The following is a 13,408-nucleotide window of genomic DNA, read 5'->3' as shown; positions in this document are numbered from 1 at the left end:
CCCTTGAATGTAAATGCAAACTGCCTCAGCCGCCCGTCTGCGCCATGAACCTGATGATTTTATCGGGCTGCGTATTGAAATCATGCTGCTGCGGCTTGAGTTCGATGGCGGCGCGGATCGCCGCTTCGATCTCCGCATCCGTGGCCCCGCCGCGCAGCATGGGGCCAAGGGCGAATTTCTCTTCCTGGCCCAGGCACAGGTACAGGGTACCATCGACGGACAGGCGCACGCGGTTGCAGGTGGCGCAAAAATGCTGCGACATCGGCGTGATGAAGCCGATGCTCGAGCGGCCATCGGCTGTCGCCATATAGCGTGCCGGCCCGCCACCCAATTCTTGCGCCTGCGGCACCAGGCCAAAGCGGGCCGCCAGGCGCTCGCGCACGGGGCCCAGCGGCATGTAGCTGGCATTGCGGCCCGTACTGCCCATCGGCATGGCTTCGATCAGGCGCAGGATGAACTGCTGCTCGATACAGAAAGCCGCCATGGCCTCGATCTGGCCGTCATTGACGCCGCGCATGGCCACCATATTGATCTTGATCGGGTCGAAACCGGCCGCCTTGCCCGCCATCAGGCCGTCCAAAATAGGCTGCAGGCTGTCGCGTCCCGTGATCTGCTGCATGCAGGCGCGGTCCAGCGAATCGAGGCTGACATTGATGCGGTCCACGCCCGCCGCGCGCAAGGCCACGGCATGCTTGCCCAATTGGGTGGCGTTGGTCGACAGCGACAGGTCCTGCAGGCCAGGCAATGCGGTCAGCCGCTGCGCCAGCTCGGGCAGGTTGCGCCGCAACAGCGGCTCGCCGCCCGTCAGGCGCACGCGGCGCGTGCCGAGGCGAACGAAGATGCCCATCAGGCGTTCGATCTCGTCGAACGTCAGCCAGTCCTTCGGCTCCTCGAAGCCGCGAAAGCCCTTGGGCATGCAATAACTGCAGCGCAAATCGCAGCGATCGGTGACGGACAGCCGCACATAATCGATCGAACGGCCAAAACGGTCCTGCAACTTGACGCTACCCATGACGCTACTCCTGATTCTTCCGTGATTGTAAAGGCTGGGGCACGATCTGGCTGTGCCCCAGAAGGCCTAGCGGCCTACGCCTTTTTGCCTACGCATTTCTACTTACTGAACCAGCGGACTGGCTGTGCCTTCCAGCTCGATGCCGGCGATGTCGGCGCGCCCCACCAGCAAGTGCAGATACTGGTGCACGGCGCGCTGCCACGCGGCGCGCGCCAGCCGGTCGGCGATCTGCGCCTGCACCGCCTCGTAGGCGATAGCCTGGCCCTCGACCCGGCGCAGCACTTGCACGATGTGGTAGCCGAAGCGCGTTTCCAGCAAGTGGCCGGCCAGCGCGCCCGCCTCCAGGCGGAACAGCAGCGCGTCGAATTCCGGCACGCTCTGGCCCGGCGACAGCTGGCCCAGGTTGCCGCCCAGCGCGCCCGACGGGCAGTTCGAATACTGCGCCGCCAGTTCGGCGAAGCGCTCGGGCGCCAGTTTGAGGGCGTCGAGCACGGCTTGCGCCGTCGTGCGCAGCAGCTCCAGGGGCGCCTCTGGCGTCACCTGGAACAGGATGTGGCGCGCCTCGACCAGCGCGCCGCTGCGAAACAGCTGCGGGCGCTGCGCATAAAAGGTGCGGCAAGCCGCATCGTCGGCCGGCGGTACGCGCACTTCCTGCTCGAACAGCGCTTCGACGACGGCATCGTCGCTCTCTGCTTGCAAGCCCAGGCGCTGAGCCTCGTCCAGCAGCAGGCGGCGCAGCACCAGTTCATGCACGGCCTGCTTCAGCGGATTGCCCGCCTGCTGGTGGTGCGGCAGTTCCTGCGCGATGTCGGCATCGTCGATATCGATGCCATTGACGGAAATTCCCATGATGATTCTCCTTTCAATGACCGCCTTAGCGGCGACGCACCAGTTGATAGGCGCGGCCCAGATAGCCAATGGCGCCAAAGCCGCTCCACACGTGCACCAGGCGGGTGAATGGGAAGATGACAAACAGCGACATGCCCATGAACAGATGCAGCTTGAACACCAGCGGCGCATCGACGATGAAGCTGGCCGCGTCGCCGCGGAAGGTGACGATGTGCTGCGCCCAGTTCATCAGCAAGACCATCATGTGGCCATCCATGTGCGAAGCCGAGACAAAGATCGACGACAGGCCCAGCAGCAAGGTCAGCAAAATCCACAGCATCACCAGCTTGTCGCCGGCCGTGGTGACGGCGCGCAGCCGGTCATTGGAAAAGCGGCGCACCAGCAGGATCAGCAGGCCCGCAAGGCACAGGCCGCCCATGATGCCGCCAGCGGCCATGGCCACGCCCTGTTTCAGGCTGTGCGTCACGCCCAGCGTATCCCACACCCAGACTGGCGTGAGCAAGCCGGCCGCATGACCGAACAGCAAGCCGATGATGCCGATGTGGAACAGGATATTGCCCAAGCGCAGGCTGCCACGGTGCAGCAGCTGGCTGGAATCGGACTTCCACGTGTATTGCTCGCGGTCGAAACGGATCAGGCTGCCGAGGAAAAAGATCGCCAGCGCGATGTATGGATAAATGCCATACACAAATTGATGCAAGTAATTACTCATGATGTACTCTCCTCATGCGGGCGCAAGCGGCCAATTAAGCGGCGCGCCGCGGCTGCGGGTGAAAATGCACGGGATGGACGCCGCCCGGGGCTTGGCGCAGCAAGGGCTCGACGCCATCCGCACCGGGACCGAAGGTTTCCAGCGCTTCATCCATGTCGCGGATCGGCGGTTCGGCCAGCATTTCGGCCGCCACGGGGCTCAGGCGTTCGAGCACCGTGAAGACGGGCGCATACGGACTGCCATTGGCCGTCAGCTTGCGGCCGATATGCGCCAGCACATGGACGGCGTCGCCCAGCAGCGGGGCCGATGCGGCCTCGTCGAGCTGCGCCAGGAATTCCAGGAACAAGGGCACGAAGTCGGGCAAATCGTCGCCCGTCATCTGCAAGCCATGGCGCTTGTATTCCTCCATCAGGTCGACCATGGCCTGGCCCCGGTCGCGCGATTCGCCGTGGATATGCTCGAACAGGTGCAGCGAGTGCGACGGATTGCGGTCGAACGTGGCCACGTACTGCTGCTGCAGGTCGATCAGACTGCTGCTTTCCAGGTGCGCCAGCAAGGGCTGCAACAGCGCGTGCTGTTCCGGCACCGCCGCCAGCGCAGCATCGAGCTGCGGCAGATGGGCGATCAGCTCGGGCTCGGGATACAGCAACAGGCGCGAGAGGATTTGATACTGATTCATAGCGTGTGTCATCTCAGCTCCTTAAGCGCCTGGCGCCGTTTTGCGCGATTTCGGCATCTGCATGAAGATAGCCGAACCGTGTTTTTTCTTGCCGAACAAGGTCGGTTCGCTGGTGCCGTCCGAACAGCCATTGCCGAAGCTGAAGCCGCACGAACCCTTCTCGTTGAAGCTGTCCTCGGCCATTTCCTTGTGGCTGCTGGGGATGACGAAGCGGTCTTCGTAATTGGCGATGGCCATGATGTGGTACATGTCCTCCACCTGCGCCTTGGTCAAGCCCACTTGTTTGAGGACCGTGAGGTTCTCCACCTTCTCGACCGTTTTGCTGCGCATATAGGCACGCATGGCCAGCATGCGGTCCAGCGCCGTGACGATGGGCGGCTGGTCGCCGGCCGTCAGCAAATTGGCCAGGTATTGCACCGGAATGCGCAGGCTTTGCGTGTCCGGCAGCATGCCGTTGACGCCCAGCTTGCCCGACTCGGCGGCCGCCTGGATCGGCGACAGCGGTGGCACGTACCACACCATCGGCAAGGTGCGGTATTCGGGATGCAGCGGGAACGCCACTTTCCACTCGACGGCCATCTTGTAGACGGGCGACTTGACGGCCGCTTCCAGCCAAAGATCAGGAATGCCCTGGCGGCGCGCCTCGGCGATGATGGCCGGGTCGTGCGGATCGAGGAACAGGTCGAGCTGCGCCTGGTACAGGTCCTGCTCTTGCGGCACGGAGGCCGCAGCCTCGATCTTGTCGGCGTCGTACAGCAGCACGCCCAGGTAGCGGATGCGGCCCACGCACGTTTCCGAGCACACGGTAGGCTGGCCAGCCTCGATGCGGGGGAAGCAGAAGGTGCACTTCTCCGCCTTGCCGGACGACCAATTGTAGTAAATCTTCTTGTACGGGCAACCGGAGATGCACATGCGCCAGCCGCGGCACTTGTCCTGGTCGATCAGCACGATGCCGTCGTCTTCACGCTTGTACACGGAGCCGGACGGGCAAGACGCCACGCACGTCGGATTGAGGCAATGCTCGCACAGGCGCGGCAGATACATCATGAAGGTGTTTTCGAACGTGCCGTACATCTCCTTCTGCATGTTGTCGAACAGTTTATCCTTGCTGCGCTGGGCAAATTCACCGCCCAGGTCATCTTCCCAGTTCGGACCCCACTCGATTTTTTCCATCTTTTTCCCCGTCAGCACGGAGATCGGACGGGCCGTCGGCGGCGTCTGCGACAGCGGCGCGCTTTGCAGGTGCTCGTAGTCGTAGGTGAACGGCTCGTAGTACTCGTCGATGGCGGGCAGGTTCGGGTTGGCGAAGATATTGGCCAGGATTTTCAAACGGCTGCCCTGGCGCGGCTCGATCTTGCCAGCGTCCGTGCGGCGCCAGCCGCCATTCCACTTGTCCTGGTTTTCCCACTGCTTCGGATAGCCGATGCCCGGTTTGGTTTCAACGTTGTTGAACCATGCGTACTCGACGCCGTCGCGGCTGGTCCATACGTTCTTGCAGGTGACGGAACAGGTGTGGCAGCCGATGCACTTGTCCAGGTTCAGCACCATGCCGATTTGCGCTCTGATTTTCATACTATGCTCCTTCTTCCTGCAACGGGCCTTCGAGCCAGTCAACCTTGTTCATCTTGCGCACCAATACGAATTCATCGCGGTTGGAGCCCACCGTGCCGTAGTAATTGAAGCCGTACGCCAGCTGGGCGTAGCCGCCGATCATGTGCGTCGGCTTGGGCACGGCGCGCGTCACCGAGTTATGGATGCCGCCCCGCTTGCCCGTCATCTCCGCGCCAGGCACGTTGATGATCTTTTCCTGTGCGTGGTACATCATCGTCATGCCGGCCGGGATGCGCTGGCTGACGACGGCGCGCGCCGTCAGGCTGCCGTTCACGTTGAAGACCTCGATCCAGTCGTTGTCGACGATGCCGGCCGTCTTCGCGTCGGTCTCCGACAGCCAGACGTGCGGTCCGCCACGCGACAGGGTCAGCATGCGCAGGTTGTCCGAATACGTGGAGTGGATGCCCCACTTCTGGTGCGGTGTCAGGAAGTTCAGCGCCAGTTCCTTGTTGCCGTTCGGCCTGGTGCCCAGCAGCGCTTCCGTCGTCTTGGTGTTGATGGCCGGCTTGTACACGCACAGGCCTTCGCCGAAATCGCGCATCCACAGGTGATCCTGGTAAAACTGCTGGCGGCCCGTCAAGGTGCGCCAAGGGATCATTTCATGCACATTCGTATAGCCGGCCGTGTAACTGACTTCTTCGCTTTCCAGACCCGACCAGGTGGGCGAGGAAATGATCTTGCGCGGCTGCGCCTGCACGTCGCGGAAGCGGATGCTGTCATGCTCGCGCGGCTTGGCCAGATGCGTGTGCTCGCGTCCCGTGATGGCCGACAGCGCGGCCCAGGCTTTGACGGCCACGTGACCATTCGTTTCCGGCGCCAGCGTCAGGATCATTTCCGCCGCATCGATAGCTGTATCGAGGCGCGGCTGGCCCTTCGACACGCCTTCATCGAGCACCGTGCGGTTGATGCCGCGCAGTACTTCGACTTCATGGCCCGTTTTCCAGGAAATGCCCTTGCCGCCGTTGCCGATGCTTTCCAGCAGCGGCCCGATCGAGGTGAACTTCTTGTAGACGTCGCGGTAATTACGCTCGACCACCGTCATGTTCGGCATGGTCTTGCCCGGGATGGCGTCGCATTCGCCGGCGCGCCAATCCTTCGGATCGAAAGGCTGGCCCAGTTCACCGGGGGTGTCGTGCATCAGCGGCGTGAGGATGATGTCTTGCTGGGTGCCCAGGAGCTCGCCGCCGATTTCCGAGAACTTCTCGGCCAGCCCCTTGTAGATTTCCCAGTCCGATTTCGATTGCCACAGCGGTTGCACGGCTTCCGACAGCGGGTGGATGAACGGGTGCATGTCCGAAGTGTTCAGATCGTCTTTTTCATACCAGGTGGCCGTCGGCAGCACCACGTCGCCATACAGACACGTGGTCGACATGCGGAAGTCCAGCACCACCAGCAGATCGAGCTTGCCTTCGGCGGCGGGGCGCACTTTCACCTGTTTCGGCGTGATGCAGTCGTCTTCGTCGCTGAGCAAGCCATTCTGCGTGCCCAGCAGGTATTTCAGGAAGTATTCGTGACCCTTGCCCGAGCTGCCCAGGATGTTCGAGCGCCAGACAAACATATTGCGCGGGAAGTTGGCCGGATTGTCCGGGTCATCGCACGAAAACTGCAGCTGGCCCGCCTTGATCTGGTCGAGCGCATACGCGGCCGGTGCCTGCCCCGCCGCCTTGGCGGCCTTGGCCACTTCCAGCGGATTGGTTTGCAACTGCGGCGCCGATGGCAGCCAGCCCATGCGTTCAGCCTTGGCGTTGTAGTCGAGCAGGGTCAGGTCGCCCGTGCCGCCGGCCGCCGATGGCGAGGCGATGTCGCCCGTTTCCAGCTTTTCGTGGCGCCATTGGCTGGTGTGCGCGTAGAAGAACGAGGTGCCGTTCATCTGGCGCATCGGGCGTACCCAGTCCTGGGCGAAGGCCAAAGGCGTCCAGCCCGTTTGCGGACGCAGCTTTTCCTGGCCCACGTAATGCGCCCAGCCGCCGCCCGACTGGCCGATACAGCCGCACATCATCAGCATGTTGATGATACCGCGATAGGTCATGTCCATGTGGTACCAGTGATTCAGGCCGGCGCCCACGATGACCATGCTCTTGCCGCGCGTCTGGTCCGCGTTTTGCGCGAACTGGCGCGCCACGGTGATGACGTCGGCGCGCTTCACACCCGTGTGCTTTTCCTGCCACGCGGGGGTGTACGGCACGTCGTCGTCATAACTTTCCGCCACGTTTTCACCGCCGAGGCCACGGTCGATGCCGTAGTTGGCCAGGGTCAGGTCGAACACGGTGGTGACCAACGCGGTGCTGCCGTCGGCCAGGCGGATGGTTTTCACCGGTACCTTGCGCAGCAGCATGTCGGACGCATCCTTGCCGCCGAAGTAGGCGAAACCCACTTCCGTGACGGCGTCGCTGTCGTTGATCATGGACAGCATCGGCACGATGGGCACGCCGCTGCCGCCGGCCTTCTGTTCCAGGTTCCACTTGCCCGACTCACCCCAGCGGAAGCCGATCGAGCCAGCCGGCGCGGTAATCGCACCCGTGGTTTCGTCGATGACCAGGGTTTTCCATTCCGGGTTATTCGTTTCGTCGAGGTTGTTGTCCAGGTGCGAAGCGCGCAGGAAGTAATCGGGCACCAGGGTGCCGTTATGCTCCTTGAGCAGCACCAGCATGGGGAAGTCCGTGTACTGGCGCGCATATTCGCGGAAGTAGTCGGACTGGCCTTCCGAGTGGAATTCCTTCAGGATGACGTGGCCCATGGCCAGCGCCAGCGCGGCATCCGTGCCCTGCTTGGGCGCCAGCCAGATGTCGCCGAACTTCACCATTTCGCCGTAATCGGGCGAGATGGCCACGGTTTTTGTGCCCTTGTAGCGCACTTCCGTGTAGAAGTGGGCGTCCGGCGTGCGCGTCATCGGCACGTTCGAGCCCCACACCATCAGATAGGTCGAGTTGTACCAGTCGGCCGATTCCGGCACGTCCGTCTGTTCGCCCCACACTTGCGGGCTGGCCGGCGGCAAGTCGCAGTACCAGTCATAGAAGCTCAGGGCCACGCCGCCGATCAGCGACAGGTAGCGCGTGCCGGAGGCATAGCTGACCATGGACATGGCGGGAATCGGCGAGAAGCCGACGATGCGGTCCGGGCCGTATTTCTTGATCGTCAGCGCATTCGCGGCGGCGATGATTTCATTCGATTCTTCCCACGTGGCGCGCACGAAGCCGCCCAGGCCACGGATGGATTTGTACTGCTGCGAGCGCACGGGGTCCTGGCTGATCCAGTCCCAGGCGGTGACGGGGTCCATGGTCTTGCGCGCTTCGCGCCACATTTCCATCAGGCGGCCGCGCACCATCGGGTATTTCACGCGCTGGGCCGAATACACGTACCACGAATAGCTGGCGCCGCGCGGGCAGCCGCGCGGCTCGTGGTTGGGCAGGTCGGGCCGCGTGCGCGGGTAATCGGTTTGCTGGGTTTCCCAGGTGATCAGGCCATTCTTGACATACACCTTCCAGCTGCAAGAGCCGGTGCAGTTCACGCCATGCGTGGAACGCACGATCTTGTCGTGCTGCCAGCGCTGGCGATAGGCGTTTTCCCAGGTGCGGTCTTCATCGACCACGGTGCCATGGCCGTTCGAGAACGGCTCGGCAGGCTTGCTAAAAAATTTAAGACGGTCCAGAAAGTGACTCATGCTACCTCCACATTGCGCCGCAAGAGCGGCGCCAGGTCATAAAAACGCTGCAAGCAGGATGGCTCAAGCGTCGATACAAACAGTCTATCGATGCGCCCCGCCCGGCGGTATTGGCAAGAAGTCGGTTTCCGGCACCAGGAATGCATAGGCGCGTAGTCACCCGGATAGTCACTATTGCCTATGGGCGCCGCGACCGTGCTGCGGTATACCTGTCGTCATCGTTCAATACAGAGAAAGAGCACCATGTCGATTACCGATTACGCCAGCCTGCTGCGCAGCGCGCGCGACCAGGAACAGCCGCAACGCCTGCTGTTCACCTTTACCCAGGCGCAGGCCCAGCCAGGCGGCCAGGGCAAGTCCCTCACGCCCGTGATGTGCGCCGACAAGCTGCCCGATGAACTGGGCAGCTTCGAGACATTGATGGAGGAGTCGAAACAGATGCAGACGCACTGGGACGTGGTCTTCGTGGCGGGACTGGCGGGCCAGGACGGCCAGCCGCCCGCCGCCCAGGAATGCGAGGCGCCGCTGCGCGCCATGGTGACGGCCATCGAGCAAGGCCGCATCGACGGCCTGCTGGCGTTTGACCGCAGCGGGGATTTATTACGTTTTAGCTGAGGGAACTTGTCGGATTACGCCCTGCGGGCTAATCCGACCTACCTGATGAGGCAACAGCGACGTAGGTCGGATTAGCGTAGCGTAATCCGACACATTGTTGGCGGCACGTTTCGGATTACCTGGCCGCATCCGGCCACGGGCGCTCATGCAAATGGCGCGCCCGTTCGATTGGACATACGAGCGGCAAAAACTGCTGCTGGCGCGCCGAATACGCCATCAGGGCGCCGCTGTCGATGTCGAAATACCAGCCATGCAGTTTTAACACCCCCTGCTCCACCCGGCGCTTCAGCCAAGGGTAGGTCAGCAGGTTATCCAGCGACTGCAATATGCTGGCCAGCTCGCACGCATGGTGCTGCTCTTCCGACGAGCGGTGCGCCAGCTCGCGCCGCACGCGCTGCGCCACCGGTTCGGCGATGCGCATCCACTGTCCCACGAAGTCCGTTTCCTGCCCTTCCGCGCGCGGCTGCGGTTCCAGCAGCGCGCGAATGCCGCCGCAGCGCGCATGGCCCAGCACGATGACCCTGGCCACTTCGAGCTTGCAGACGGCAAACTCGATGGCCGAGCTGACGCCGGGCGGCGCGTCGGGCGTGCACGGCGGCACCAGGTTGGCGATATTGCGCACCACGAACATGTCACCCGGGTCGCTGCCCGTCAGCAGCATGGGGTCGACGCGCGAATCGCAGCAGCCGATCAGCAAGGTCGTGGGACGCTGCCCGTCGCGCAGGCTGTCGTACAAGGTCTGCGGCTCGCTGAAGTACTGCTGCTGAAACAGGCTGAAGCCGTTGACGAATTTTTCCAGTTCTTCCATGACATACTCTCATTTCCTCAACGTCTGGCAAGAACGACTTGCCAGACATTCCAACTTTAGCAAGGCATCGGTGCATTCTTGCGCGCATAGCACCACCAGGTGATCGCGATGCAGCTGACATAAAAGCCGATGAAGCACCACAGGGCCGCGTCGGGGCTGCCCGTCAGCGAAATCGAGGTGCCATAGCTTTTCGGAATGAAGAAGGCGCCGTAGGCCGCCACGGCCGACGTGAAGCCCAGGACTGCCGCGCCTTCCTTGTTGGCGTCAACGATGGCTTGCTCCTGCGCCGCCTTGCCCTTGCCGGCGGCCGCGCGCTGGTGCTCCGTCAAGAAGATCACGGGGATCATGCGGAAGGTCGACGCATTGCCGATGCCCGTACCGGCGAACAGCAGCATGAACATCCAGAAGAAGCCGCTGAAGCTTCCACCCACGCCGGCTTGCGGCATGAAGTACAGCACGCCCAGCACGGCGCCTATCATCAGCAGGAAGGACCACAGGGTGACGCGGGCGCCGCCCAGTTTATCGGAAATCACGCCGCCAGCCACGCGCGCCAGCGCGCCGACCAGAGGGCCGAGGAAGGCGTAATCGAGCGGGTTGACGTCGGGGAACTGGATCTTGATCAGCAGTGGGAACGCGGCCGAATAACCGATGAAGGAACCGAAGGTGCCCGTGTACAGCCAGCACATGAGCCAGTTGTGCTTGCGCTTGAAGATCACGGCCTGCTCGGAAAACGAAGCCTTGGCCGAGGCCAGGTCATTCATGCCGAACCAGGCCAGCAAGGTCGACAGCGCGATGAACGGCACCCAGATGAAGCCCGCGTTTTGCAGCCACATGTCCTTGCTCACGCCATTCTTGACCCAGGTCAGCGAATCGCCGCCCCAGGCGCCGAAGACGGCGAAGGTGATCACCAGCGGCACGACGAACTGCACCACCGACACGCCCAAGTTGCCCAGGCCCGCATTCATGCCCAGCGCGAAGCCCTTGCTCGCCTTCGGATAGAAAAAGCTGATGTTGGCCATCGACGAGGCGAAATTGCCGCCGCCGAAGCCGCACAGCAGCGCCAGGATCAGCATGGTCGGATAGCCCGTATTCACATCCTGCACGGCCAGGCCGATGCCGATGGCGGGTATCAGCAGCGAGCCCGTGGAAATGGCCGTCCAGCGGCGGCCGCCGAAAATCGGCACCATGAACGAATAAAAGATGCGCAAGGTGGCGCCGGACAGGCCCGGCAAGGCAGTCAGCCAGAACAGCTGGTTGTTACTGTAGGTGAAACCGATGTTGGGCAGGTTGACCACCACCACGCTCCACACCATCCACACGGCGAACGCCAGCAGCAGCGCGGGAATCGAGATCCACAGATTGCGCGCGGCCGTGGACTTGCCCGTATTTTGCCAGAAGCTGGGGCTTTCCGGCTCCCAGGTATTGATCATATAGCGGCTCATTGGTTTGCTCACAGCGTTACTCCTGCAGGTTGATTGGTTGGTGCCGCACGCAGCGGTTTGAACGAGAAATACATCCAGACGAGGGAAACGCAGACGGTGCCGTACAGCAGCATGAAGGCGCTCGAACGCACGCCGGTGAAGTCCACCAGGGCGCCAAACATCACGGGCAGGATGAAGCCACCGAGACCGCCGGCCAGGCCCACCACGCCCGAGACGGCGCCGATGTTGTCGGAAAAGTCATCGCCGATGAACTTGAAGACGGACGCCTTGCCCACGGCCATGGCAATGCCGACGATGAACAGCAGCGCGGTGAACCACAGCGGCGACAGGCCGATATGGATGGCCAGCGGCCCCGTGACGGTCTCGATCACCATCTGCGTTTGCGGATACGACAGCAGGAAGAAGCACACCCAGCACACCCACATCACGGCCCACGTCACCTTGGCGGCACCGTATTTGTCCGAGATCCAGCCGCCAAACGCGCGCAGCACGCCGCCCGGCAGCGAGAAGCAGGCAGCCAGCAGCGCCGCGTGCTTCAAATCAAAACCGTATTCGGCCACGTAGTACTTCGTCATCCACAGCGCCAGCGCCACATAGCCGCCGAACACCACCGAGTAGTACTGGCAGTAGCGCCATACACGCGGGTCCTTCAGCACCTTCATCTGCGCCGAAAAACTTTCGCCCGATGGCGCCAGGTGCGATTTATCCGTGTACGAAAACAACCAGAAGATGATGGCCGTGGCCAGCATGGCTACCGCATACACCTTGGGCAGCATTTGCCAGCCGAAGGCGGCGACGATGCCCGGTGCGACGAACTTGGTCAGCGCGGAACCGGAGTTACCGGCGCCGAAGATACCCATCGCCAGGCCGCGGCGCTCCTTTTCATACCAGCGCGCCACATACGGCGTGCCGACGGAAAACGAGCCGCCTGCCAGGCCCACGAACATGCCCAGCACGAGGAAGTGCCAGTAGGCGGTGGCGTAGGAAATCAGGTAGATCGGCACCACGCTGGCCAGCATCAGCCAAAAGAAGACGCGGCGTCCGCCGTATTTGTCGGTCCAGATGCCCAAGGGCACGCGCACGAGGGAGCCCGTCAGCACGGGCATGGCGGCCAGCAGGCCGAATTGTGTTTCAGTCAAGCCCAGGCTGGTCTTGATGGGGATGCCCAGTACGGCAAACATCATCCAGACTGCAAAGCAGATGGTAAACGCGAAGGTACTGCTGACCAGCACGGAAAACTGCTTGCGCCGCATGCCGGGTTCGACTGCCTTGTTACTACTGTTGTTCTTAGTGCCATCTAGGGTAGCCACGATGTTTCTCCATGAATGCACTGGCCGTCTGGCCAGCCGTCCCGACCAGCTTACGTGGCAGAGGCGAAAGGCACTATCGGCCACAGGGTGATTCTGGAAAGGCAATCTGGATAGCCGTATCGGCAAAAGTGACTAGATACAGGCACCCGGACCTAGGCTGGATGGCGGGCGTTTTACAAACGCAGGTATTTTTGGCACACTCGGCACCGGCACACGAAGGAGCTGGCCGGATTCCTGCCTTGCCAGCACCTCATCCCGGTGACCTATGGCGCGGCGCGCCAAAGGCGGCTATGCTGGCGCCATTGTCAATCAACGCCCACCACATCACGCATGGATTACCTGAGCCTCAAGCATTTCCACATGGGTTGCGCCGCCGCCAGCGGCTGTCTTTTCCTCTTGCGCGGCGCCTGGATGCTGCGCGCCTCGCCGCTGCTGCAACAGCGCTGGGTGAAAGTGCTGCCGCACCTGATCGACACGGCCTTGCTGGCCAGCGCCATCGCCTTGGCCGTGTGGAGCGGCCAGTCGCCCGGCAGCCAGCCCTGGCTGGCCGCCAAGCTGTGCGCGCTGGTGGCCTACATCGTGCTGGGCACCATCGCGCTAAAACGGGGCAAGACGCCGGCCGTGCGCGGCGCCGCCTTCGCGCTCGCCGTGCTGGTCTTCGCCTACATCGTCGCCGTGGCCGTCACCAAACAGGCCTGGCCACTGTGAT

The 13,408-nt window shown here is 62.7% G+C and carries 11 protein-coding genes; 2 read left to right on the top strand and 9 right to left on the bottom strand.

Annotation, left to right across the window (positions count from 1 at the left end; genetic code table 11):
- Window positions 1-25: 25 nt before the first annotated feature.
- The 6 genes from moaA to ACP7EG_RS15250 all read right to left on the bottom strand — a co-directional run bounded on the left by moaA (window position 26) and on the right by ACP7EG_RS15250 (window position 8,524).
- On the bottom strand, window positions 26-1,012 hold the full coding sequence (gene moaA, locus ACP7EG_RS15275; RefSeq protein WP_096235240.1) for a GTP 3',8-cyclase MoaA: 987 nt from the start codon (window positions 1,010-1,012) through the stop codon (window positions 26-28).
- 102 nt (window positions 1,013-1,114) lie between these two features.
- Window positions 1,115-1,861 (bottom strand): peptidylprolyl isomerase, encoded by a 747-nt coding sequence (locus tag ACP7EG_RS15270; protein ID WP_426088266.1) that lies wholly within the window; start codon window positions 1,859-1,861, stop codon window positions 1,115-1,117.
- 25 nt (window positions 1,862-1,886) lie between these two features.
- Window positions 1,887-2,573, bottom strand: a complete 687-nt coding sequence (narI, locus tag ACP7EG_RS15265) for a respiratory nitrate reductase subunit gamma (protein ID WP_071077546.1) — start codon at window positions 2,571-2,573, stop codon at window positions 1,887-1,889.
- 34 nt (window positions 2,574-2,607) lie between these two features.
- A complete protein-coding gene (gene narJ / locus ACP7EG_RS15260) occupies window positions 2,608-3,252 on the bottom strand; it encodes a nitrate reductase molybdenum cofactor assembly chaperone (protein ID WP_426088503.1) in 645 nt (214 codons plus the stop codon).
- 21 nt (window positions 3,253-3,273) lie between these two features.
- Entirely contained in the window at window positions 3,274-4,824 is a 1,551-nt protein-coding gene (gene narH, locus ACP7EG_RS15255) for a nitrate reductase subunit beta (protein ID WP_034781611.1), read from the bottom strand.
- A 1-nt stretch (window position 4,825) separates the two neighbouring features.
- Window positions 4,826-8,524 (bottom strand): nitrate reductase subunit alpha, encoded by a 3,699-nt coding sequence (locus ACP7EG_RS15250; RefSeq protein WP_426088265.1) that lies wholly within the window; start codon window positions 8,522-8,524, stop codon window positions 4,826-4,828.
- A 243-nt stretch (window positions 8,525-8,767) separates the two neighbouring features.
- Between ACP7EG_RS15250 and ACP7EG_RS15245 the strand changes: the two genes are divergently transcribed.
- Entirely contained in the window at window positions 8,768-9,139 is a 372-nt protein-coding gene (locus ACP7EG_RS15245; protein ID WP_071077550.1) for a ribonucleotide reductase subunit alpha, read from the top strand.
- Between the two features lie 115 nt (window positions 9,140-9,254).
- On the opposite strand, the gene ACP7EG_RS15240 is transcribed toward ACP7EG_RS15245, so the two are convergent.
- The 3 genes from ACP7EG_RS15240 to ACP7EG_RS15230 are packed head-to-tail and all read right to left on the bottom strand — an operon-like array spanning window position 9,255 to window position 12,642.
- Window positions 9,255-9,947, bottom strand: a complete 693-nt coding sequence (locus ACP7EG_RS15240; protein ID WP_071077551.1) for a carbonic anhydrase — start codon at window positions 9,945-9,947, stop codon at window positions 9,255-9,257.
- Window positions 9,948-10,003: 56 nt separating this feature from the next.
- Complete coding sequence (locus ACP7EG_RS15235; RefSeq protein ID WP_426088264.1) at window positions 10,004-11,389, bottom strand: NarK family nitrate/nitrite MFS transporter; 1,386 nt, start codon at window positions 11,387-11,389, stop codon at window positions 10,004-10,006.
- Window positions 11,390-11,397: 8 nt separating this feature from the next.
- The gene (locus ACP7EG_RS15230; protein ID WP_426088502.1) at window positions 11,398-12,642 is read right to left on the bottom strand and encodes an MFS transporter; all 1,245 of its coding nucleotides are present in this window, start codon (window positions 12,640-12,642) and stop codon (window positions 11,398-11,400) included.
- A gap of 387 nt (window positions 12,643-13,029) precedes the next feature.
- Here ACP7EG_RS15230 and ACP7EG_RS15225 point away from each other — a divergent pair, with 387 nt between their 5' ends.
- Window positions 13,030-13,407, top strand: a complete 378-nt coding sequence (locus ACP7EG_RS15225; protein ID WP_426088263.1) for a SirB2 family protein — start codon at window positions 13,030-13,032, stop codon at window positions 13,405-13,407.
- The last annotated feature ends 1 nt before the right edge of the window (window position 13,408 follow it).

It is taken from the genome of Janthinobacterium sp. PSPC1-1, assembly GCF_049897625.1.
Taxonomy (GTDB): Bacteria; Pseudomonadota; Gammaproteobacteria; order Burkholderiales; family Burkholderiaceae_D; genus Janthinobacterium; species Janthinobacterium tructae.
Note: the sequence above shows the minus strand (reverse complement) of the source record. Positions and strands in the feature narration are given on the sequence as shown.

What these genes read in the sequence shown, in the direction of transcription:
- moaA (WP_096235240.1), bottom strand. Translation starts at nt 1,012, where the DNA reads ATGGGTAGCGTCAAGTTGCAGGACCGTTTTGGCCGTTCGATCGATTAT.
- ACP7EG_RS15270 (WP_426088266.1), bottom strand. Translation starts at nt 1,861, where the DNA reads ATGGGAATTTCCGTCAATGGCATCGATATCGACGATGCCGACATCGCG.
- narI (WP_071077546.1), bottom strand. Translation starts at nt 2,573, where the DNA reads ATGAGTAATTACTTGCATCAATTTGTGTATGGCATTTATCCATACATC.
- narJ (WP_426088503.1), bottom strand. Translation starts at nt 3,252, where the DNA reads ATGAATCAGTATCAAATCCTCTCGCGCCTGTTGCTGTATCCCGAGCCC.
- narH (WP_034781611.1), bottom strand. Translation starts at nt 4,824, where the DNA reads ATGAAAATCAGAGCGCAAATCGGCATGGTGCTGAACCTGGACAAGTGC.
- ACP7EG_RS15250 (WP_426088265.1), bottom strand. Translation starts at nt 8,524, where the DNA reads ATGAGTCACTTTCTGGACCGTCTTAAATTTTTTAGCAAGCCTGCCGAG.
- ACP7EG_RS15245 (WP_071077550.1), top strand. Translation starts at nt 8,768, where the DNA reads ATGTCGATTACCGATTACGCCAGCCTGCTGCGCAGCGCGCGCGACCAG.
- ACP7EG_RS15240 (WP_071077551.1), bottom strand. Translation starts at nt 9,947, where the DNA reads ATGGAAGAACTGGAAAAATTCGTCAACGGCTTCAGCCTGTTTCAGCAG.
- ACP7EG_RS15235 (WP_426088264.1), bottom strand. Translation starts at nt 11,389, where the DNA reads ATGAGCCGCTATATGATCAATACCTGGGAGCCGGAAAGCCCCAGCTTC.
- ACP7EG_RS15230 (WP_426088502.1), bottom strand. Translation starts at nt 12,642, where the DNA reads ATGCGGCGCAAGCAGTTTTCCGTGCTGGTCAGCAGTACCTTCGCGTTT.
- ACP7EG_RS15225 (WP_426088263.1), top strand. Translation starts at nt 13,030, where the DNA reads ATGGATTACCTGAGCCTCAAGCATTTCCACATGGGTTGCGCCGCCGCC.